The 19,251-nt window shown below is 71.1% G+C and carries 11 protein-coding genes; 5 read left to right on the top strand and 6 right to left on the bottom strand.

The features are described from left to right. Positions 1-42: 42 nt before the first annotated feature. The 6 genes from hrpA to WME76_RS30365 form a co-directional block, all read right to left on the bottom strand. Entirely contained in the window at positions 43-3,813 is a 3,771-nt protein-coding gene (gene hrpA, locus WME76_RS30390; protein WP_437955752.1) for an ATP-dependent RNA helicase HrpA, read from the bottom strand. 147 nt (positions 3,814-3,960) lie between these two features. Then, the gene (locus WME76_RS30385) at positions 3,961-4,119 is read right to left on the bottom strand and encodes a hypothetical protein (protein ID WP_437955751.1); all 159 of its coding nucleotides are present in this window, start codon (positions 4,117-4,119) and stop codon (positions 3,961-3,963) included. 349 nt (positions 4,120-4,468) lie between these two features. Next, positions 4,469-5,533, bottom strand: coding sequence for a DUF1835 domain-containing protein (locus WME76_RS30380; RefSeq protein ID WP_437955750.1), 1,065 nt, complete (start codon positions 5,531-5,533; stop codon positions 4,469-4,471). Positions 5,534-6,420: 887 nt separating this feature from the next. Next, entirely contained in the window at positions 6,421-7,101 is a 681-nt protein-coding gene (locus WME76_RS30375; protein WP_437955749.1) for a hypothetical protein, read from the bottom strand. Continuing rightward, positions 7,098-8,036 carry a PEGA domain-containing protein gene (locus tag WME76_RS30370; RefSeq protein WP_437955748.1) on the bottom strand — a complete coding sequence of 313 codons (939 nt, stop codon included), beginning with the start codon at positions 8,034-8,036 and terminating at the stop codon, positions 7,098-7,100. The genes WME76_RS30375 and WME76_RS30370 overlap by 4 nt, the downstream gene beginning before the upstream one ends. A 13-nt stretch (positions 8,037-8,049) precedes the next feature. Continuing rightward, positions 8,050-9,534, bottom strand: a complete 1,485-nt coding sequence (locus WME76_RS30365) for a serine/threonine-protein kinase (RefSeq protein WP_437955747.1) — start codon at positions 9,532-9,534, stop codon at positions 8,050-8,052. A 725-nt stretch (positions 9,535-10,259) separates the two neighbouring features. Between WME76_RS30365 and WME76_RS30360 the strand changes: the two genes are divergently transcribed. The 5 genes from WME76_RS30360 (at position 10,260) to WME76_RS30340 (ending at position 19,208) form a co-directional block, all read left to right on the top strand. Beyond that, entirely contained in the window at positions 10,260-10,907 is a 648-nt protein-coding gene (locus tag WME76_RS30360; protein ID WP_437955746.1) for an Isoquinoline 1-oxidoreductase subunit, read from the top strand. After that, on the top strand, positions 10,904-11,362 hold the full coding sequence (locus tag WME76_RS30355) for a (2Fe-2S)-binding protein (RefSeq protein ID WP_437285706.1): 459 nt from the start codon (positions 10,904-10,906) through the stop codon (positions 11,360-11,362). Before WME76_RS30360 ends, WME76_RS30355 begins: the two co-directional genes overlap by 4 nt. Positions 11,363-11,364: 2 nt before the next feature. Continuing rightward, complete coding sequence (locus WME76_RS30350) at positions 11,365-13,626, top strand: molybdopterin cofactor-binding domain-containing protein (protein WP_437955745.1); 2,262 nt, start codon at positions 11,365-11,367, stop codon at positions 13,624-13,626. Between the two features lie 147 nt (positions 13,627-13,773). Further along, the gene (locus tag WME76_RS30345) at positions 13,774-17,919 is read left to right on the top strand and encodes a YwqJ-related putative deaminase (RefSeq protein WP_437955744.1); all 4,146 of its coding nucleotides are present in this window, start codon (positions 13,774-13,776) and stop codon (positions 17,917-17,919) included. Then, positions 17,916-19,208, top strand: a complete 1,293-nt coding sequence (locus WME76_RS30340) for a hypothetical protein (RefSeq protein ID WP_437955743.1) — start codon at positions 17,916-17,918, stop codon at positions 19,206-19,208. The genes WME76_RS30345 and WME76_RS30340 overlap by 4 nt, the downstream gene beginning before the upstream one ends. Positions 19,209-19,251: the final 43 nt, after the last annotated feature.

Genomic DNA, 19,251 nt, shown 5'->3' with positions numbered 1-19,251 from the left:
AATGCGACCCGCGGCGCCTCACCGCTCCTCGCGCCGGCCGCGCTATCCCATCATCCGTTTCCACTGCTCCGACAGCCGCTGCGTCGAGACGGGGACAGCGGCCTTCAGCTCGGGCGCGAACAGCGACACCCGGAGCTCCTCTATCAGCCAGCGGAACGACTCCAGCTCTTCCGCGGGCACCCCCTTCTGGCGGAGCGCCTGCTGGTGCTTGAGGTAATCCTGCCAGAACGGCAGCACCTGCGCGGCCTTGGCCTGGTCCTTCTGCGGGCCGTTGGGCAGCCGCTCGAGCCGGATCTGGACCGCCCGCAGGTAGCGGGGCAGGTGGGCGAGCCGGTCGAGCGGGGCGCGCGAGAAGAGCCCCACCGGCAGCAGGAGCTCGACCTGCGTGCGCGCGTCGTCGAGCGCTGGCCTCGGCGCGCCCGGCTTGCCCGTCATCGACCGGAGCATCGCCTGGACGCGATCGAGCTCGACGCCGATGTCCCGCGCCAGCCCGGCGAGCTTGGCCAGCACGCCCTGGAGCGACCGCCGGCCGTCGTCCAGGCGCGCCTGGAACGCGGGGCGCGTCCTCGGGAACGAGGCGGGATCGCCGAGCTGGAATGCCTCGTCGAGCGCGCGCAGCGCGATCTGCCGGGCGAGGCCGGGCTCGCCGGGCGCGACCCGGGCGCCGAGCCCGCTCACGGCCACCGCGCTCCGCAGCGGCTGCTCGAGCTGGCTCATCTTGCCCCCGAGCTGGAGCAAGAGGAGCCGCCGCAGCCCGGCGCGCGTGGCCTCGTCGGCCGCGGCCCTCGAGGCGAGCACGCGCACCGACACGGAGGTCTCCCCGTCGATCAGCGCCGGATAGCCGAACACCTTGTGCCCCCCGGCGTCGACCTGCACGCGCTCGGGCAGCGACTCGACGCCGAACGACGTGAGGCCGTCCCGCTCGATCCCCGCCTTGCCGACCTTCGCCCACGCGTCGCGCGCCCGGCCGGACAGGCGATCCTTGAGCTCCCGCAGGTCGCGCCCCTCGCCGATCGCCCGGCCGTCCTCGCCGATCACGCGGAAATAGAAGCGCAGGTACGGCGGGAGCTCCTCGATCCGGAAGGCGTCGGCCTGCACGCGCTCGCCGGTGCGGTCCTCGACCGCGCGCGCGAGGGCGGGCCGCATCGGGCCCTGGAACGGGCGTAGCTCCGCGGCGATCTCGCGGGCGACCTCCCGCATCGGGACGAGCGCCTTGCGGAGCGACTTCGGCAGCGTCTCGAGCAGCAGCGCGATCTTCTCGGCGTGCCACCCGGGGATCGTCCACTCGAGCTGCTCCGGATCGGCCTGCGGCAGGAGCACGAGCGGCAGCGAGAGGGAGACGCCGTCGTCGTCCTCGCCCGGATCGAAGCGGTAGGCGAGCGGCACGGCCGCCCCGTAGAGATCGAGCGCGTCGGGGTAGCGGTCGGGCGAGAGCTCCGCGGCCTCGTCGAGCAGGACGTCGGCGATCGACAGGTGGAGCACCCGCGGATCCGTGGCCTCGGCCTCCTTGCGCCACGCCTCGAACGTCTTGCCGTTGTAGACCCCCTCGGGCACGCGCCTGTCGAAGAAGAGCTCGAGCGCGTGCTCGTCGGCCAGCATCTCGCTCCGCCTCGCCTTGTCGCGCAGCCGGCTGACCTCCTCGAAGAGCTCGCGGTTCGCGTCCATGAACGGCGCGCGCGTCGCGTACTCCTGCCGGACCAGGGCGTGCAGGAGGAAGATCTGGCGCGCCGCCCTCGGATCGATCGGCCCGTAATCCACCCTCCGGTCGCGCGCGATCGGCAGCCCGTAGAGCGTCACCTGCTCTCTGGCCATCACGGCCGCCGGCTTCGCGGCCCAGTGAGGGTCGCTGTAGCTGCGCTTGCAGAGCGGCCCGGCCGCGGCCTCGATCCACGCGGGATCCAGGGCCGCCGCCATCCGGGCGAAGAGCTGCGATGTCTCGACCAGCTCGGCGGCCATGATCCACGCGGGCGGCTTCTTCGCGAGCCCCGACGAGGGGTGGAGCTGAAAGCGCGTCTGCCGGGCGCCGAGATACACCTTGTGCTCCTGGTTCCACATGCCGATACGGCTGAGCAGGCCGGGCAGGAGCGCGCGGTGGATGGCCTCGCCCTTCGCGGGCGCCGCGTTCGGCGAGAACCCCATGTCCCGCGTGATGCGGCTGAGCTGCCGGTGGACGTCGACCCACTCGCGCATCCGCAGGTACGAGATGAAGTGATCGCGGCATGTCTTCCGGAGCTGGTTCTGGGTGAGCCGGCCCTGCGCGTCCTGGTAAAAGGCCCAGAGCTTCAGGAGCCCCGCGAAGTCCGACCCCTCGTCCTTGAACCTCCGGTGCGCGTCGTCGGCCTGCTTCTGCGCCGAGAGCGGCCGCTCCCGCGGGTCCTGCACCCCGAGCGCGGCGGCGATGATCAGCACCTCGGCGAGCGCCCCCTCGCTCTCGCCGCCCAGGACCATCCGGCCGATCCGCGGATCGAGCGGCAGCTTCGCGAGCTTCCGGCCGATGTCCGTGAGCGCGCCCGACTCGTCGAGGGCGCCGATCTCCTCGAGGACCCGATAGCCCTCGTCCACGGCGCGCTTCGACGGGGCGTCGAGGAACGGGAAATCCTCGATGTCACCGAGCCCGAGCGCCTTCATCTGGAGGATCACGCCCGAGAGGCCGACCCTCAGGATCTCCGGATCGGTGTAGGCGGGCCTCGCCTGGTACTCCTGCTCGGCGTAGAGCCGGAAGCAGACGCCGCTCTGCACGCGGCCCGCGCGCCCCTTGCGCTGATCGGCGCTCGCGCGCGAGATCGGCTCGATCTGGAGCTGGGTGACGCCCGTCCGGGGGCTGTAGCGATTGACGCGCGCGAGCCCGGCGTCGACCACATACACGATGCCTGGAATGGTGAGCGACGTCTCGGCCACGTTGGTCGCGAGCACGATCCGCCGCCCGGGCAACGACTGGAACACCCGCTGCTGGTCGCCCTGCGGGAGGCGCCCGTAGAGCGGCAGCATCGTCGTGTGCGGCAGGCCGTGCCGCTCCAGCTCGGCCATGGTGTCATGGATCTCCCGCTCTCCCGGAAGGAAGACGAGGATATCCCCGCGCGGATCGATGGAGGTGATCTCCTCGACCGTGTTGGCGACGGCGTCGGCGATCTCCGCCTCTCCGGTCTCCGGGGGACGGTGGATGACCTCCACGGGGTAGGTGCGGCCGGAGACCTCGATGACGGGCGCCCCGCCGAAGAAGGCCGAGAATCGATCGGTCTCGAGCGTCGCGGAGCTGACGATGACGCGGAGATCCGGCCGCCGCGGCAGGAGGCGCTCGAGGTAGCCGAGGAGGAAATCGATGTTGAGGCTGCGCTCGTGGGCCTCGTCGATGATGAGCGTGTCGTAGTCCGACAGCCGCGGATCGCCCTGGATCTCGGCCAGGACGATGCCGTCGGTCATGTACTTGACGTACGTCGCCGGGCTCGTCCGGTCCGAGAAGCGGATCTTGTAGCCCACCTCCTTGCCCAGCTCGACGTTGAGCTCCTTGGCGACGCGGGCCGCGACGCTGGTGGCGGCGATGCGGCGCGGCTGCGTGACGCCGATCCGGGCGGACAGCCCGCGGCCCATGGCCAGGCAGATCTTGGGGAGCTGCGTGGTCTTGCCCGAGCCGGTCTCGCCCGCGACGATCACCACCTGGTGCGCCTCGATGGCCCGGGCGATGTCGAGCACCCGCGCCGAGATGGGCAGCTCCTCGGGGAAGCGCACCGGCCCCCCGGAGGGGGGCGGGGACGAGGTCCGGCCGCCGGGGGCGGGCGGCGGGGCAGGATGCTCTTGCGGGACGCGGGTGCTCACGGCGCGAGGGGGTAGCACCTCCCGCCGCGGCGCGCCGTTCGAAGGCGCGCGCTCTGACGAGTACGGGTGGGTTATTTCTGCTGAGCGCTGAAGCCGCGGGCACACGTCGCCCTCCGGGCGTTGGTCTGGCCCGGGATGTTCTTGCGGCTACGCGGCGTCCCCGAGCGCCTTCCGGCGCAGGACGGTGCTCTTCCAGCAGGGCGGCCCCCGGTTGGGGGAGCGGCCTGGAACGTCGGTCGGCTCGCTGAGCGTGGTGAGGAAGCGGGCGATGCTGCTCGGCTCGATGAGCAGGGTGACGAGCTTCATCCTGCCCTTGCAGGGCCGGGCACTCGAGGAGAAGCAACGATGGCTCCGTCACGGGAGCCAGGGCAACACCTCGCTCTCGTCCTACTGCCAATGTGGCCGAGCGCTGGGCGGCTCAGACCCGCGGGGGGATCTTCGCGACCATCTTGGGCGACGCGAGATAGCCGCACCACACGAGGGCTGCGGCGAAGGTGGCTGCATTCGGGATCGCTGGCAGCTCCGCCTCGGTAGGCGGCGGGCGCGGGTCGTGGTCTTCTTGCTCAGGGGGCCTGGCGAGTCCCTCTATCACTTCGGTCTACGGGGCTGAATCCAGTGGGCCAGCTGGATTCCGATCGCGGGTTTACGCTAGCCCTCACAGGCGAGCGAGCCGTCCGTCTTCGAGCAGCACCCAGGGGGCCACAGGTGAGTACGCCTCGGTCCCCGCTACGGGAAGGCGCGGCGCGTCAGCGAGCTGATCCAGTCCCCTGTCTCGGAGCTGCGCGCCACGTTCGGTGAGGCGGTACACCCACGACTTCATCTCAACGTCAGGCCTTACGTCGGGTGCGCGCTCTACGAACTCGTTCGAAGCGTGCCTCGCCCATTGGGCCAGACGATCTTCCAGGAACAGGTCGCCTGTACAGGAGAGGAGCTCCCGCAGCTCCAATCCAGGCTGCGACTTGTGGCAGAACACGGACACGTCAGTTTGGTACTCACCTACCGAGAGGATGGTCAGGATGAGTTCATCGAGTTGGCTGAGGCGCAGGGGACCTTCCGTCGTCTTCCTAGGAAAGAAAGATGACAGAAGCCCCCACAAGGGAGCAAGTTCCGGAAACCCTTCGACACCAGCCATGCAGCTTTCGACGAAGGGTAAAGGATCCTCGTCGGCGTAGCTTTCCCAGAGGCGAACGGCACGATCGTAGCGTTCCACTGGCCAAGGGCACGACTTGGCGAGACGATCCAGAAGAACGTTGTCGAGATGGTCGGCGACCGACGCGGAGCAGTTGAACCGCGGCATGCTCGGTGGCTCGTGAAACCTATTCATTGTGCCGTAGACACGCTCGAGCTCGACGATGAGGACGTCACTGCGCGCGATCCCGAGGTGCCGCAGCCAGCTACAGACCCGCCATACGTTCACTCGTTCATGGAGGCTCACTGATGCCCACAAGACAACGGGCAGCTCCCAGCGAACATCCTGCGAATAGAGCTGATCCCACTTTTGGCCGGATTCGTCTGCACCAGAGCGCTTCTCAGACAAAGAGCACCAGGCCTCACGCGTCCGGACATGTTCCAGGGCATCGAGGCGGCTCGGCCCGACGACAAGGCAATCTGACGAACGCACGACGTTGGCCGCGCCGAGGTGCAACAGGCGGTCTGCTGTTGGTGGGTCAAAGGCAACATGCGTCGCATCGAGAAGGGCAGGCAGGTCCGTCGTATTCATTCGAATCCACAGCTATAGCATTCACTGTACTTGTACGGACGCTTGTCCTGGCAATCTTCGCGACAGTAATCACAAAGGCTCCGATGGCCGATCGGACGCGTGCACCGCCGCCCCATGTCCCTGCACTTTTCGTACATCTCGGTACATGGGTGAACTGGCGAACACGACCCCGCCATCTCAAGCTGTGCGCTGCCCACTTCGTCGTCGTCCGGCTCGTCATCTGCGCCGTTGCTTGGATAATCTCCCGCCCCCTACAGATCCTGTCGGAACTTCATCACCCACACCTCCCGGCTCCACCGTGTCGCAGGTGTAGGTCAAGTCGCATGCCGATGCGAGACCCATCGCGAGTCCGCACAGCACGAGCGCGCTCGCCTTCACCTTCACGCCGTGTCCCATGTCTTCTCCCCGTTCCGGATGCGCGCCTCTGATCTCCCAGCAGAGAGGCGGCGTCAACAGGTGACTTGGCCCACCTTACGTCCGTGCGATTCTTGCACATGGGAGCCGGTGTGCGACCGGCCGCGTGAGTGGTCGAGGCCTGTCGCAGCGAGCTCGGCGACATCTCGGCTACCCGCTGAGTTGTCGCGTCCAAAGCGGATTTTCGGTGATCTTCGTCGTGTTTCGGTCCACAGCGTTCGCCTGACGTGTGCTGATCCTATTCAGGAAACCGAAACGTCTCGGCGGCGATGCGCCTGCTGCGCTGAACGGCACGGCAGCGCCCGCGGTGCCCGGCGCCGCACCGAACGGCACGGCGCCTACCGGCTAGATATCGCCGCCCGTCTCCGCGGCGAGCGCTTCCCGCTCCCAAGGATCGGCTGCCCAGGCGGACGCACCGGCGGAGAGCAGGCAGACTCCCCCGCTTGCGGTGCCGTTCGCGAGGCGGGATCGAGCTAGTCTTCGGCCTCGCACTCCGGCTTCGGGCAGCGACCTTGCACGATGTCGCGGCACGTCTGGTTGCGCTTCGCGTCGTCCGTCTCTTCGAGCGCGCTGTAGATCAGCTGGAGGCGGCACTCGAACGAGCCTTCCTCCTTGAACGGTTTGCACGCATTGAAGATGGGCGGCGCCCCCGCGGCCAGGCACAGGAGCATGCAGCTATCGAGGCTCGTCAGCGCCAGCGTGTCGGGGCACAGCGCCGTGTAGAGGGTGCAGGCCGCCTCGCACCGCCCGATGCACCCGTCGGCGTCCTCCGGGCCGAGCACCCCGCCGGCGGTGCAGCCCGCAGGATCGCCCGACCCCACCGGGCGGCACGCGGCGTACTCCGCGGGCGACGGCATCGCCTCGCAGACAGCGCAGCACGTCTCGACCGACGGATACTGCGGCGTGACCTCGCAGGCATCCATCGACCCGGCGCAGTGCGTCGAGCACGCGGCGACCTCGCAGGGACCGGCCTCCTCCGCGGGCGGCGTGACCTCGGTTCCCTGGCTCGCCTCGCCCCCTCCCTCGTCGATCTCTCCGCCGTCCAGGCTCGGGGGACTGCCACCCTCGCCCCCGGCGCCGGGCAGCGGGGCGATGATCTGGCACCCCGCGACCCCCGCGGCGAAGAGGCACAGCGCTGCGAACCGCGTCGTCATAACGTCCCTCGTACGCCGATGTAGCCGGGCCCGACGGCCCACGTGACGCTCGAGGTCGGCCCCGTCGAGGTCTCCAGGCCGAGGGCGAGCCCGCCGACGGCCGCGCCCGCGATCGCGAGGCCGAACCCCACGTTCGAGACCCAGCCGAGGGTGTTCGCGCTGCCCCGTTCGTCCCCGGAGCAGCTCGCGGTGCCCTGCCGGCACGCCTCCTCGAGGTCGCTCCTCGCGTTCAGGTAGGCCACGCCGGCGCCGAGCCCCAGCGCGAGGCCGGCGCCCGAGGTCGCGAACCCGCCGATGACCCACGGGCTCGCGCCGCCGCCCGGGCTGCGCACCGGCGTGAGCGCCATGTCCAGCGTCGTGACCTCGCGCTCGGGGACGTAGACCCGCTGCCGGGCGCCGACGTAGCCATCGGCCTCGACCTCGACCCAGTGGTTGCCCGGGTCGATCGGGGAGCCCTCGGCCGAGGCCGTCATCGCCTGGCCGTCGACACGTAGCCTGGCGGTGGCCGGGGCGGGCGTGATCCTCACCCGGAGCCGCGGGATGCGCCCGCCGAGCTCGTCGCGCAGGGCCTCGGCCCGACGCCGCGCCTGCATGAACGGCCAGGGCTCTCCCGGGGTCGGGCGCGACGCGGCGATCGTCGACGCGAGCTCGCGCGCCTCGCTGAGCCGCCCGATGGCGGTCAGCGTCTTCGCCACCTCGATGGAGGTCGTGGGCACGCAGACGAGCCGCTCGGCGCGCTGGTAGGCGCGGAGCGCCTCGGCATACCGCTTCTGGGCGAAGAACTCGTCGCCCGCGTACACGAGCTCTCGTGCATCGCTCCGCGCCTTCTCGTCGGCGTCGCCGCCGCCCGTCTCCGGCGCCTGGGCGGCGCGCGCGGGCGCGGCCGCGAGGATCAGGCCGGCGAGCATCAGCAGCGTCCTGGGCCCGGGGTGCATGGCTCTCCTTATGTCAGAAGCCGAGATCGCGGCGAACCCGCGCGCGGTTCGCGACCTTCTTGACCGGCGCGGCCGCGGTGGCGGGCGCAGCCTGGGCGACAGGCGTGCCCGGGACGACGGCGGGCGTCTCGGACGCGGCCGGCGATCTGGATGCGGCGGACCCCTCGGGCTGCGGCGCTCTGGCCTGGGCCTCGGGCCGCGGCGCCGGCGTCGCGCACTGCGCCGCGGGCTCGGCGGCCGGCGGTGCGGCGGGGGCCGCGTGGGCTGCGGGCTCCGCCGGGCCGCTCCCGACCATGGCGAGCGACGCGCCCTGCGCCGCCGGCGCCGTCCGGCCGACGCCGGTGGCGCCCGCCCAGGCCAGCGTGCTGATGCCCATGATCGCAGCCGCCGCCATGGCCCAGGTGCGCGCGCGCGCCAGCTTCCGCGGCGAGCCGTCGCCGAGCGTGCCGAACGGCAGCAGCGTGGTCACGAGCGACAAGAAGCCCTCGGCCGAGGAGAGCGCCTCGCGCGGCGGCATGATCTCGGTCTCGCCGGCGGCCCGCGGGCTGTGCGGGGCGGCGAGGGCGGCGTCGAGCGCGTCGAGAACGACGCGGGCGCTCTGGGCGCGGCGCGCCGGGTCCGGCTCGAGCAGCGACAGGACCCAGGCGTCGATCGCGGGCGGGATCCCCGGGACGAGCCGGGACGGCGGCGGGGGCGGCCCGCGGTCGATCGCGACCGCGACCGACGCGATGGTGGCGCCGTTGAATGGGGTCTGCCCGGTCAGGCAGAAGTAGGCCACGACGCCGAGGGCCCAGAGGTCGCTGTGCGGTCCGACCCGCGCTCCGCCCGCCATCTGCTCCGGCGACATGAAGTGCGGCGTCCCCATGATGGCGCCCGTGACGGTGAGCCGCTCGGCCTCCTCGACGGTGTTCTTGGCGATGCCGAAGTCGAGCACCTTCACGAAGGGCTCCCGCTCGCCTTCCACGAGGAAGATGTTCTCGGGCTTGATGTCGCGGTGGACGATGCCCGCCTCGTGCGCCCGGGCCAGCGCCGCGCCGAGCTGGCGCAGGATGCAGACCGTCTCGCTCAGCGAGAGCCGCTGGCGGCGCTCCACGAGGTCGTGCAGCGTCTGCCCTTCGAGGTGCTCCATCACGATGTAGGGGACGCCCTGATCGGTGAACCCGACGTCGAACACGCGCACGACGTGCGGGCTCTGGATCCGGGCGGCCGCCTCGGCCTCGCGGTGGAGGCGCATGACGGCGAGGGGGAGATCGACGTACATGTCGCGGAGGAACTTCACCGCGACCTGCGTCTTGAGCGCGGTGTGCTCGGCGAGCCAGACGCTCCCCATCCCGCCCTGGCCGAGCGCGCGGATGAGCCGGAGCTGGGAGCCCACCTGCATTCCCGCCAGCGGCCCGCGCTCCGAGCTCGACGGCGCGGTGTGGCAGGTTGCCTCAGCCGGGGCGATCAGGCGCGGCGATGGCTGGGTGGCCTCGCCCATTCCTACCGTCTTGCTCATGCCGGAGCCGGCTTGCATGCGGCGAGCCAGCGCCCGGGATTCGATGGACAGGCGGCCATGAGCTGGAGTTGGCGTGGCGCATCGTGGCGTGCGGCCGCGCTGCACAGATCCCGCGTGACAGTTCGCTACAGGCATGATGGCCGCTGCGGGCCCTTGTCGCGGCGCGCCCTGCACCCACTTACGGCCGCTGTCATCGCGGGTTGCGGGCGGCGCAGCGTGAGGACGGTGACGTCGCTCGATACAGCGGCGGCGCCGGGAGGTCTCTGCCGCTCACCACAGCGCTGAACGGAGGAGGGTCGCGCTGCATTTCCGCGCGAGAGCGCCAGAGGGGCGATCGCGTTTCAACAGCGCATCGCGGGGCGCTCCGGGGCGCGGGGCGCGCTGCGAGGGGGCCGCTGGCGGCGCCGAGCTCGCGATATGGAGAGCGAGGCGACGGGACATGCAGTCGAGCGCGGCGTCGCCTGTCGACGACAGCATGCCACGCGTCTGTGCCATTGCCGACGTCAACGATCCTGGGGAGCGCCGCGCACCCCGGCGAGGTCGAGCGCGGCGTCGAGGACACCGGCTCGGCGCGGCGATCGCGCGCCTCGATGACGGGTCCTCTCGAGGCGAGCGCGGGGCGCTTCACGGCTCAGGCCGCCGTGCGAGCGAGCGAGCGTCTGCGGCGCGCGAGCGCGACGAAAGGCTTGTGCTGCGCGGTCGCAGCAAGCAGTCTAGGCCGCGCGATGCAGCCTCTCCACCTCTGGTTCCTGGCGGGCGTCGGCCTCCTCGCCGCGGCGTGCGACGCCCGCCCCGCGGAGGCGCCGAAGCCGGTCGTCCTTCCCCCCGTCGCGCCGGGCGAGCTCCGCGGCCCGGAGGCGTTCGCGTCGATCCGGGACGACGACGCGCGCGCGGCCTCGATCTTCCTCGAGGCGAGCAAGGTGCTCTTGCACCCGCGCTGCGTGAACTGCCATCCGCACGACGGCGTCCCGCGCCAGGGCGACAGCGGCGAGCGCCACAGCCCGCCGGCCGAGCGCGGTCCGCGCGATCGCGGGGTGGCCGCGATGGAGTGCACGTCGTGCCACCAGGTGCAGAACCTCGAGCTCGCGCGCGTGCCCGGCGCGCCCGGCTGGCACCTCGCGCCGGCGGAGATGGCGTGGCTCGGCAGGTCGCCGGCGGCGATCTGCGCGCAGATCAAGGATCCGGCGCGCAACGGCAAGAAGACGCTCGCGCAGATCGTCGAGCACTCCGCGCGCGACGCGCTCGTGGCGTGGGGGTGGGCGCCCGGCCACGGCCGCACGAAGGCGCCCGGCACGCAGGCGCAGTTCGGCGCGCTCGTCGATGCGTGGGTGAAGGCGGGCGCCGCGTGCCCGCCCGAGGAGGCCCGTCCATGATCATCCTGAAGGTGAACGGCGCCGAGCAGAAGCTCGACGTGGATCCGGAGATGCCGCTCCTCTGGGTGCTGCGCGACGTGCTCGGCCTCACGGGGACGAAGTACGGTTGCGGCCAGGCGCTCTGCGGGGCGTGCGTCGTGCACCTCGACGGCGAGACGGTGCGCGCGTGCGTGACGCCCGTGAAGCGCGCCGCGGGCGGCTCGGTGACGACCATCGAGGGGCTCAGCCCGGGCGGCGATCACCCGCTCCAGCGCGCGTGGGTGGAGCTCGGCGTCCCGCAGTGCGGCTTCTGCCAGTCGGGACAGATCATGAGCGCGGCCGCGCTCCTGCGGAAGAACCCGCGGCCCTCGAACGAGGACATCGACAAGTCGCTCGCCGGCAACATCTGCCGGTGCGGGACGTACACGCGCATCCGGGCGGCGGTCCGCAAGGCCGCCGGCCTTCCCACGGAGTGAAGATGGAACAGCAACGCGTCGTCCTCCTCCGCCGCTCTTTCCTCGCGGGGCTCGGGCTCGCGGTCTCCGGGCTCGCGCTCGGGCTCGCCGACGATGCCGAGGCCGCGCCCGCCGCGCCCGCGGGCGCGGCGGCGGAGCCTGGGCTCCGGACCGGGGTGTTCCTGCACCTCGCGCCCGACGGCACGGCGTCGATCGTCTGCCACCGGTCGGAGATGGGGCAGGGGATCCGCAGCTCGCTGCCGGTGCTGATCGCCGACGAGCTCGGCGCCGACATGGCGCGGGTGAAGATCGTGCAAGGCGACGGCGACAAGGCCTACGGCGATCAGAACACCGACGGCTCGCGCAGCGTGCGCAACGGCTACGAGCCGATGCGGCGCGTGGGCGCGACGGCGCGCGCGATGCTCGTCGCGGCCGCCGCGAAGAAGTGGCGGGTGCCCGCCGCCGAGTGCGTCGCCGAGCAGCACGCCGTCCACCACGCGAAGACGAAGCGCTCGCTGGACTTCCGCGAGCTCGTGGCCGACGCGGCGAAGCTCCCGGTGCCCGACGAGAAGACGGTCGCGCTCCGCCCTGTCGCGGAGCTCAAGCGCGTCGGCGGCATGCTGCCGCTGCTCGACGGGCCGGCGATCGTGACGGGCAAGGCCCAGTTCGGCGCGGACGTGCGGCTGCCGGGCATGCTCACCGCGGTGATCGCGCGCCCGCCGGTCGTGGGCGGCAAGGTCGTGCGGTACGACGGCGCGCGCGCGCTGGCGGTCCCGGGCGTGAAGAAGCTCGTGGATCTGCCGGGGCCGAAGGGCGGCGCTGTCGGGTTCCAGCCGCTCGGCGGCGTGGCCGTCGTGGCGGACTCGACGTGGGCGGCGATGCGCGGCCGGGCGGCGCTGCACGTCGCGTGGGATCACGGCGCGAACGCGGCGTACGACTCGGCGAGCTACCGCGAGGCGCTCCTGTCGGCGGTGCGCGCGCCGGGGAAGGTCGTGCGGAAGGTCGGCGACGTGGACGCGGCGTTCCAGGCGGCGGCGCGCACGATCGAGGCCGAGTACTACGTGCCGCACCTGGCGCACGCGGCCATGGAGCCGCCGTCGGCGGTGGCGCGGGTCGACGCGAAGGGGTGCGAGGTGTGGGCGCCGACGCAGAACCCGCAGGCGGCGCGCACCGAGGTGGCGCGGGCGCTCGGCCTCGACGAGGCGAACGTCACGGTGCACGTGACGCTCCTCGGCGGCGGCTTCGGGCGGAAGTCGAAGCCGGACTACTGCGCCGAGGCGGCGCTGCTCGCGCGGGCCATGGGCGCGCCGGTGCGCGTGCAGTGGACGCGCGAGGACGACGTGCAGAGCGGCTACTTCCACAGCGTGAGCGCGCAGCAGCTCAAGGTGGGGCTCGACGCGGCCGGCAAGGTGACGGCGTGGCAGCACCGGACAGCGTTCCCGCCGATCCCGTCCACGTTCGACGCGAAGGCGAAGACGCCGAGCGAGGGCGAGCTCGGCCTCGGCGTGCTCGACCTCGCGCTCTCGGCCCCGAACGTCCGCGTCGAGGCGTGCGACGCGCCGGCGCACGTCCGGATCGGCTGGCTCCGGTCGGTCTGCAACATCTTCCACGCCTTCGCGGTGCAGAGCTTCATCGACGAGATCGCGCACGCGCGGCAGGCGGATCCGCGCGACGTGCTGCTCGAGGTGCTCGGCCCGGCGCGCCGGGCGACGCCGGCCGAGCTCGGCGTCGACAAGGTCCCCAACTACGGGGCGCCGATCGAGCAGCACCCGGTCGACGTGGGCCGCCTGCGGCACGTGATCGACCGGGTGACGGAGCTCTCGGGGTGGGACGCCGCGCGCAAGGCGGGGCGGGCGGTGGGCCTCGCGGCGCACCGGAGCTTCCTCACGTACGTGGCCGTTGTCGCCGCGGTCTCGAAGGACGCGCTCGGCAAGGTGAAGGTCGACGAGGTGTGGCTCGTCGCGGACCCGGGCACGGTGGTCAACCTGGATCGGGTGCGCTCGCAGATGGAGGGCGCGGTCGTGTTCGGGATGAGCATCGCGCTCCACGGCGCCATCACGGTGAAGGGCGGCGCGGTCGAGCAGACGAACTTCCGCGACTACCCGGTGGTGCGGAGCCCGGAGGTGCCGCAGCGGATCCACGTGGAGATCGTGAAGAGCGACGCGCCGCCCGGGGGCGTCGGGGAGCCGGGGGTGCCGCCGGTGGCGCCCGCGATCGCGAACGCGGTGTTCGCCTTGACGAAGACGCGCGCGCGGGAGCTGCCGCTGCGGCGCCTGGGGCTGTGAGGGGGGCGGGGGGATCGAGCCGGGGGCTGTCGAGGGGGGACGGGTGAATTGAAATTCAACCCGGGGCTGTCGAGAGATGACCGCCCCGGGGCCATCCGGCACGGCAGCGGGTATTGACGCCCTGGCCGGTTCCGCGACCATCGCTTCATGGCACGCACAGCTCCGGTTCCGAACATCCCGGCCATCCCGGGGATGAACCCCGGTGTCTTCGTCATGGGCGGTGGTGCAGGCGGCGGAGGCAGCGGCGGGCGCGGCGGCAACGGGGGCGGCGGAGATCAGGGCGCGGGGGGCAATAGCGGCGGCAACGGCGCCCAGGGCGGTGGCCGCAACGCCGGGAGCTGCGGCCAGGGCAGCGGCGGCGGCTGCCCCAACCCGACGCACGGGGGCGGAGGAGGAACGCAGGCCGGACACCCCATCGATCCGGTCACGGGCCGCGTCTACACCCTTGCCGTCACCGACATGGCGCTTCCGGGAGCGTTCCCACTCGTGATCGAGCGCGCCTACAGCTCCGCGCAGCGCGACCTCGACTACGGGCTCGGCCACGGGTGGAACCACTCGCTCGGCTGGCGCGTCATCGAGCTCCGCCGCCGCAGGGTGCGCATCGTCACGGCGACGGCGCTGGCGTGCGAGGGCCGGTGCCCCGACGAGGGCGAGACCGTGAAGCTCCCAGTCGGACTGCTGACGCGGACCCGCGACGGCTATCTCCTCAAGGCCGACGACGGGATCACGCGGGTCTTCGATGACGTCTTTGCGATCGACAACGAGTTCCGCCTCAGCGCGCTCGTGGACCACAACGGCAACCAGGCCCGGCTCTTCTACGAGAACGGGACCGGCCCGCTCACGTTCGTGAATGACAGCGTGGGCCGCCTGCTTCGGGTACGGAGGCACAGCGACGGCCGCATCGCCGCCTTCGAGGTGAAGAACGCGTCCGTGAGGGGCGCCTGGACGTCGTTCCGAACCTACGAATACGACGAGCGCGGAGATCTGGTGGCCGCGCGCGACGCCCTGGGGCACGCGGTCACGTTCGATTACGACTCAGATCATCGGCTCGTCACGGAGCGCTGGCCCACGGGCCTCGCGGTGCACTACCGCTATGACGAACACGGTCGCTGCGTGGAGACGTGGTGCAACGATCCCAATGAGCGTGCGCTCCTGGCCGAGGGCGTGCCGGAGGTGCTCGCGGACGGCACGCGGGCGAAGGGGTTCCTGCACGCCAAGGTGGAGTATGGCGCCGGCGAGAACAACGTGATCACCTCGCGCGCGCTGCGGAGAATCGAGGTCAACGCATTTGGCAAGGCGGACCGGATCGTCTGGGCGGGGCAGGTGCACGACAACGCGTTCGACGAGGCGGGCGAGCTCGTGGGGTACCGTGACGGCCTCGGGCGCGCGTGGAAGATGGGCGAGTCCGGCGGCGCGTACCGCGTGGTCGACCCGCTGGGTCACGCGACGGAGTACCTGTACGACGACCGCGGCAATGTCGTGGCCACGCGCGGCCCCGACGGCCTGGAGACGCAGCACGCGCGCGACCCGAACGGGAACCTGATCTACCTGTCTGACGCGATGGGGCTCGTCGCGAGCTTTCGCCATGATGAGCGTGGCTGTCTGGTTCACGCCGAGACCGCCGATGGCGGCAAGACGACGATGAAGTACGACGCGCTCTGCAACCGCGTCGAGATCGTCGAGCCTCACGGCGGCACGCGAGCGCTGCGCTATGACTTCCTCGGGCGACTGGTGGAGATGCGGGACGAGAAGGGCGGGGTCCACCGCTGGCTTCATGACGCGATGGGCCGCGTCGTCGAGTATTGCTCTCCGCTCGGCGCGCGCACGTCCACGATCTACGACGAGGCCGGCCGCTTCGCCGGCGAGCGCGACGCCGACGGCCGCTGGTTCCGGCTGATCTACGCGGGCCTCAGCGAGGTGATCGCGGTCGAGCGGAGCGACGGCACGCGCGTCTCGTACGCCTACGATCGCGAGCTCGGCATGGTGCGCATCGTCAACGAGGAGGGCGACGTGCACACCATCGAGCGCGATCTCGAGGGGCGGATCCTCGCCGAGCGCACCTTCGACGGCCGCTCGCTGCGGTACAGGAACGACCAGGCCGGGCGGCTGTCGAGGATCACCTTCGACGATGGCGAGTTCGTCGAGATGACCTACGACGATCTCGATCGGGTGATCGGGCGCGCCTTCTCGGACGACACGTTCCACAGGTTGGAATACGACGAGCGCGGTCGCCTCCTGCACTTCGAGACGGAGGCCGTCCGCACGCAGTACACATACGACGCGCGAGGGCGATGCATCCGTGAGGACACGGCGTTGGTCAACGATCCTTCCTCCGCCGCGAGCGTCCAGCAGCTGTACGACGCCGGCATGAACCGCACGAGGATGGACGTGCCCGGCGCCTTCTCGATCGCCACCCCGCGCGACCCGGCCGGGCGGTGCTCCGCGCTCTTCTTCTCGGATGACAGGGGCGCGGATCAACCGATCGCGACGTTCGCGTACGACCTGATGGACGCCGAGACGGGGCGCCTCTTCGCGGGCGGCGGGGGCATCGCGCTCACGAGGGACGCGCACGGCAACGTCCTCCGCTCAGCCGTCTCCGGCCTTGGTGCGGCCGTCGACCGCCCGGGTGAGCCCATCTGGGTCGGCAAGCTGGGCGGCCCGGAGACCTTGCGGTTCGACTACCGATGGTCGCCCGCCGACGAGCTCCAGGTGCTAGCCGATCGCGATCGCGGGGCGCAGTCCTTCACGTACGACGCGCGCGGCCGCATCGCGCAGAAGCGGCACGAGAAGCGGGCCTGGACCGAAGATTACGTGCTCTCGCCGCGAGGCGACGTGCGCTGGATCGGCGGCCGCGCGCAGTCCCACCTGGTCGGCGGGCGCCTGGTGACCACGAACGGCGCGACCCTCACGTATGACGCGCGCGGCCGGCTCGTGAAGAAGGTGGAGGGGACCGCGGTGACGACCTACGCCTGGAGCGTCCTCGGCCTGCTCTCGGGCATGACGCTGCCCGATAGGACGCGGCTCGAGTTCGTCTACGACGGGTTCGCGCGGCGCCTCGAGAAGCGCGTGATGCGGCGAGACGCGGCGATGGTGCGGCACCGCTACCGCTGGGATGGCGAGGATCTCCTGGAGGAGACGGTGGAGCGCCAGGCGCCCACGGTTGGCGCTGACGTGCCGTTCACGCTGGTGGAGCGCCGGCGCTACGCGTACTCGCCGGACTCACCGGTGCCGATCGCGCAGGCGGTCGACACCGAGGCGGGCCCGGGCGCGTGGAAATACTTCGTGCACCGGGACGGGGCGCCTGTGCCGCTGGCGCTCGTGGATGCCGACGGGACCGTCGACCAGGTCTTCGAGACGGAGGCGTATGGTCGGGTGATCGCGGGCGACGCCGCGGCCACGCTGAGCCGGTTCCCGGGGCATTGGTACGAGCCGGAGACAGGGCTCCACTACAACCGGTGGCGGTATTTCGATCCGGCGAGCGCGACATACCTGAGCCCGGAGCCGCTGGGGCTCGAGGGAGGGCTCGAGGCGTACGGGTACGTGAGCGGGAGGCCGCTCGCCGTGATTGACGCCGATGGGTTGATGGGGTCCAGATTCAACACGCGGCGTCTCCCACGATCTCAGGGAGGCGGCACGCGAGAGTTCACCGGGCAGTCCGCCAGCGAGCGCAACGCCGGAGGCAGGGGGCCGCTGCACGATCTACACCCGGCCGTCGCTGCCGCGCTCCCTCAGGACTCCGGGCGCGGCCAGGGCAGGGACCCGTCCTGGTGTTCCGAGCCCCACGCGATCAGCAACTATCTCCGCGACTACGAGGACCGAAATGGGGTGAAATGCGATCCGGGCACACCGGAGGGCCAGCGGCACCTCCGCCGCGCTCTGCGCCGCATGGGACCGATCGGAAGTACCGACGTAAATGGCACAGATTGCGCGCCGTGCCCCAACTGCTCGCAGACTCTGGCTCGCTTGCACGCGCTGGCGGGCACGGGTCAGCAGCCAGAGACCATTCCCGCGTCGCCCCCAAGAGGTGGACCACCCCTCAACTTCAGGCCCGCAGGCGCGGGGACACCGCTGGATCGCGCGCGGCAACAGGCCGCCCAGGGGAACACGGCGCCTCTGGACGACGCTCGTCGGGCCAACGCGGCGCGCTACCGGCAGCAGCTCGAGGCCGATCGCACAGCAGGTCGCAACAATCACTCGGATGCGGAGATCCAGCGCCGCAGCAATCGTGTTGCCGGAATGACGCCGGGCGTCTTTGGAGGTACCGGCGAAAACAACGATTGGGGTCCGACATGAAGACTCGATTCAACCATCCACTCCTCGGAAGCATCGAAAAGGGCAAGCTCAGCCCCGCGCTCCAATCGATGTGCGGAACGAAGCAGCTCACGGCCTCCCTTTCGGAGTTGAACGAGGTGGCGGACAGGCTTGAGCCGTGGCGTTCTTCGAAGTTCGAGCTGCGCGTGCGCGTTCATCTCGGTAACTTCGAGCCGGAGACGGGACCGGTCACCGCGCTCGACAAGACGAGCGCTCTCGTCAAGGGCGTTGCTCGTCGGGTCGGTCAGGCAAGTCGCCCGTCCCGCCGGCACGGGTTCGAGTGGTACGTCTGCGACGCGGTGCTCGCCCTGCGAGATGATGTGTTCTTGCGGGTGCTGGGCCCCACGGCAGCCAGCCTGCGACCCTGGCTCGAAGAGTGCGCGGCCCTGCGGTTACAGTGCTTCTTTCCGGTGCTTCGAGCCGCCGGAGAGTCGCCTGCCGCGCCCGAGTCGGGCTGGATCGAGTTTCGCGACGACTACGCCGATTCGACGGGGCGTGCGGCTCTGGACAAAGAAGCAGTGCACCTCGATCTCCCGCTTGAAGAGGCGGGCGAACGGTTTAGCCAGAGCGTGATCGGGTTTCTTTGCGCAACCGTCGATCCTGCGTCGAAGACGCTTCCGCTGTCGCCTCGCGCGAGAGAGGCGGCATCGCGCTGGCTCTGTCGGATGCACGACCCCGGCGACCCTGCGCGGCTCGCCTCGTGGGTGCGGGAGAACGGGGGAAGCGAGGCGCTTGCCAGGGTGGCCGCGGACGCCGAGAGTTCGTTCGGCGGTCTGCGTAGCGTCGACCGGATCCAGCGCTTCGGCGGGATCCAGATGCTCGATCGAGCCCTCGCCAAAGGGAGCGTCGCGGAGTGGCCGCTTCAGCAGACGCCGGACGGCCCCGCACTCCTGGTGAGCCCACGAGATTTCGACAACCTCGACACACTCGCGTGCATCACGGAGGACGGCCGGATGTGGGCCTACGGGTTCGGCTGGGACGAGTGGGAGCGAACGAGCGACTCCGTGCGCACGTTCGTCTCCCGCGTCGCGCTGTGGGGACACCCCAAAGAAGTGCCGATTCACGTCTCACGGTCGTCGCACGGCCGTGAGCTCGCCCGGGCGCTCGGCCTGGAAGAGGTTGAAGAGGCCAGCGACTCCACTGGCACCTTCTACGCTGGCGACGCGGCGCTGGTGTTCGAGCGTAGGCTACAGGGCCTGACTGTGACGCGCATGCGGGAGCTTCGCCCCGAGGCGGTGCTCGCCTGGGACGACGTCACCTCGCCTGCCTGAGGCGCTGCGTGTCCGTGGACGCGAACTGCTCGCAACAGCGGCT

It is taken from the genome of Sorangium sp. So ce119, from assembly GCF_051524405.1.
Taxonomy (GTDB): Bacteria; Myxococcota_A; Polyangia; order Polyangiales; family Polyangiaceae; genus Sorangium; species Sorangium cellulosum_G.
This window is presented reverse-complemented; position numbering and strand designations above follow the sequence as displayed.

Excerpts from the sequence above, each read along its gene's own strand:
- WME76_RS30360 (WP_437955746.1), top strand. The coding sequence starts at position 10,260 with ATGCAGCCTCTCCACCTCTGGTTCCTGGCGGGCGTCGGCCTCCTCGCC.
- WME76_RS30355 (WP_437285706.1), top strand. The coding sequence starts at position 10,904 with ATGATCATCCTGAAGGTGAACGGCGCCGAGCAGAAGCTCGACGTGGAT.
- WME76_RS30380 (WP_437955750.1), bottom strand. The coding sequence starts at position 5,533 with ATGAATACGACGGACCTGCCTGCCCTTCTCGATGCGACGCATGTTGCC.
- WME76_RS30385 (WP_437955751.1), bottom strand. The coding sequence starts at position 4,119 with ATGAAGCTCGTCACCCTGCTCATCGAGCCGAGCAGCATCGCCCGCTTC.
- WME76_RS30345 (WP_437955744.1), top strand. The coding sequence starts at position 13,774 with ATGGCACGCACAGCTCCGGTTCCGAACATCCCGGCCATCCCGGGGATG.
- WME76_RS30350 (WP_437955745.1), top strand. The coding sequence starts at position 11,365 with ATGGAACAGCAACGCGTCGTCCTCCTCCGCCGCTCTTTCCTCGCGGGG.
- WME76_RS30340 (WP_437955743.1), top strand. The coding sequence starts at position 17,916 with ATGAAGACTCGATTCAACCATCCACTCCTCGGAAGCATCGAAAAGGGC.
- WME76_RS30375 (WP_437955749.1), bottom strand. The coding sequence starts at position 7,101 with ATGACGACGCGGTTCGCAGCGCTGTGCCTCTTCGCCGCGGGGGTCGCG.
- WME76_RS30365 (WP_437955747.1), bottom strand. The coding sequence starts at position 9,534 with ATGAGCAAGACGGTAGGAATGGGCGAGGCCACCCAGCCATCGCCGCGC.
- WME76_RS30370 (WP_437955748.1), bottom strand. The coding sequence starts at position 8,036 with ATGCACCCCGGGCCCAGGACGCTGCTGATGCTCGCCGGCCTGATCCTC.